A 3059-nucleotide genomic window follows, 5' to 3' on the forward strand; every position below is an offset into this window, starting at 1 on the left:
AGCAGCAGCACGAGGATGAGCCCGACGATGATCAGGGTGGCGATGGCCAGTTGGGCGAAGTCGGCGCGGAGCAGTCGTTGGATGTCGGAGTTGACGGTGGGAAAGCCCGCCACCGACACGCTGGCCCGGGCCAGTGCGGTATTGGGGCGGGCGGCGTTGGCGACGTCGGTGATCTGGTGTGCGAGGTGGATTGCCTCGGCGCTATACGGGTCGAAGCTTGATTCGATGGCAAAGCGCGCGGTCTTGCCGTCAACGGAGAGGAATTGCTTTGCCACGTCGGCGAATTGACGGTTTTGCAAGACGTTGGCCGGAAGGTAGAAGCCGCTGGCGGAATCGTTGTTGGTGCTGGCGCGGCCGGAGGTTTGCAGCTGGACGGCGATCTGGCTCATCCCGGCCAGCATTTCGATGTTGCTGTCGGCCAGCGTGTGCACGCCGGTCGCGAGTGCGTGGGCGCCCGAGGCGAGTTGGCTGATGCCGTTTTGGAGGCGGCCGATGTTGCCGGCCAGGTCCGCGGGGTTCCCGAGGGTTCCGAAGGCTTTGTCCAGTGCGCTGAGCGCGGATTGGATGTTGGTGAGTGTTTCGGTGACGGTGGCGTTGGTGGCGGGGTTGTAGCGGTCGCCGAGGTCGGCGACCTGGCTGAAGAAGCCATTATCGCGCAGGCTCACCAGGACGTGGACTTGGTCGCGGATCTGGGCGCACTGGGGGGTGGTGGCGCACCACGGGGCGCTGTTGAGGGTGTCGGCGAGGGGATCGAGGACGGCGATGGCGTTTTGGGTTTGTTCGGCCATCGGCCGCAGCCCGGGGCCGGATTGGATGGCTCGGTCGGCGGCGGGGGCGGTGGCCGAAAGTGCTTGTAGCAGCGGCCGCAGCTGCTGACCCTGCGTACCCGGCGACTGGACTTGTGTGAGTATCCCGCTCAGCGGGGTCAAGGCGGTGCGCAAAGTGGTGTCGAGTTGCGCCAGTCCCGCGGCGAGTTGGTCGGCGCCGTTGGTGAGTTTGGTGAGGTCGTCTTTTCGGGCGTTGCCGTCGGCGACGGCGCCGGCCATCTTGTCGCCGATCCGGGCGTTTTGCCACGACAGTTGGGCTTGCTCGAGGCGGGCTCCGGTGGGGCGGGTGACGCCGGATACTTTGGTGATGCCGGGGATTTGGGCGATGCGGGAGGCCATTTCGTCGAGGTCGGCCAGTGCTTTTCCGGTGCGCATGTCGGTGGGGTTTTCCACGACGAGGAATTCGGTGATGATGCTGTCTTTGCGGAAGTGACGGTTCAGCAGGCGGTAGCCCTGGTTGCTGGCGGTGTCGGATGGTTGGCCTCGGCGGTCGTCGTAGCTGATCTTCATCGTCGTCGCGACCGCAGTCAGGGCCAGCAGGATGACCAGGCTGGTGATCAGCAGCGGTATAGGCCGGCGGACCACCGCGACTGCGATACTGTTCCAGTAGCGGCGGGTGCGGTCGGATTTGGGCTCGCCGACACCTCTTTTGGCGGCCAGTGCCAGTACCGGTGGCAGCAGCGTGACGGTGGCCAAAAACCCGATCAGGACGGCGACCGCGCAGGCCGGGCCGAGGGCGGCGAACACGCTCAGGCGGGCGAACACCATGGTCACGAAGGCGAACGCGACGGTGGCCGCCGAGGCCAGGATCACCCGGCCGATGCTGGCGGTGGCCTGGATGATGGCGTGATCGGCGGGAACCCGGGCGCGGCGCTGCTCGTGGTAGCGGCTGATCAAAAAAACCGTGTAGTCGGTGCCCGCGCCGAGCAGGATCGCCGTCATGAACGCCACGGTGAATTGCGAGACGGGCATGCCGATTTCGCCGAGCGCAGACAGCACCCCGCGCCCCACGGCCAGGCTTATCCCGATCACCAGCAGCGGCAGCAGCGCGGTGAACACCGACCGGTAGACGACCAGGAGGATCACCGCGATCAGACCGGCCGTCGCGATCGAGATCAGCAGCAGGTCATGTTCGGCAGAGGCGATCATGTCACTGAACGTCGTCGGCGGGCCCGTCACATACGCCGTGGTCGACGAGCCCGCGAACTCTCCTGCGACCAGGGAGCGTACCGCTTGCACGGATGCGGCCGCGGCGGGATCGCCCAGCGTGCCGGCCACACCCACCGGCAGGTACCACGCCTTGCCGTCGCGGCTGACCGCCTGGGATGCGGTCACCGGATCGGCCAGCAAGTCTTTCACCAGCAAGACGTGGCCGGGGTCGGCGCGTAGCCGCGCCACCAGCTGCTCGTAGTGCCGGCGCGCCGAGGCGCTCAGCCCCGCCGGGTCTTCCATCGCGACGACCACCATCGTCTTGGAACCCTGTTCACCGAAGGCGGCGCTCATTCGGTCCACCGTTTGAAACGACGGAACGTCTCGCGGGAGAAGGTTCACCGACTGCTGCCGCACCACCGTCTCCAGCTGGGGGAACAGCATGGCCAGCACCACCGCGATCATCACCCAGGATCCGATCACCAGCGTCTTGTGCCCAAGGGTGAATTCGGCCAGGCTCGCCAATCGCCGGCTGTATTCACGCGATACCGCGGCACCGGCCGATGGGCCGGGACGACAAAGAACGGCAGTCGCGGCACCCGAACCGTCGGTGAACTCGTTGTTCACATGCACCTCCCGCCTAAAGCGAGACTAGCAGTATCGCTACGCTACTAACAGTACCGTTGCGGGGCGGGAGGCGAGCCGAAGTTTCGGGCTACTACGAGGGTTGCTGGAGGTGTCACGCCCCGGCTCAACGACTTTTCGCCACCATACAAGTATCCTGTTTCCGGCCGCTCGCAGTTACGAACCCAGCCGTTGCCGTATCGGAACTCGTGTCGCAACGTTTGAAGCATGTTGCAGCCCAGATTTCGGCCATGATCACCGGAAGCGGTCACGCTACGGGTGGACTCGCCGACGCGGCGGATAGCGGAGGACACCTTCAGCATGGTTCACCGCTGGTTGGTGATGGAAGCTAAATTGTCGACCAGTCGTCGGGTGGCCCGGTCGATACGGTCTCGGGTCTGCGACGCCGACGCGCGCCCGCCGACGAAGGCCCTCATGTTTGCCAGCCAGATGTCGGCG

General features: G+C 65.7%; 2 protein-coding genes. Both read right to left on the reverse strand.

Going from position 1 to position 3059, the window contains the following annotated elements; translation table 11 throughout:
* Positions 1–2603 (reverse strand): MMPL family transporter (locus tag AC2VOG_RS08090; protein WP_486939396.1); only part of this gene is annotated, 2603 nt, incomplete at its 3' end.
* Between the two features lie 323 nt (positions 2604–2926).
* Positions 2927–3052, reverse strand: coding sequence for a hypothetical protein (locus tag AC2VOG_RS08095; RefSeq protein ID WP_486939397.1), 126 nt, complete (start codon positions 3050–3052; stop codon positions 2927–2929).
* Positions 3053–3059 lie beyond the last annotated feature (7 nt).

It is taken from the genome of Mycobacterium sp. TH-M11 (assembly GCF_057473725.1).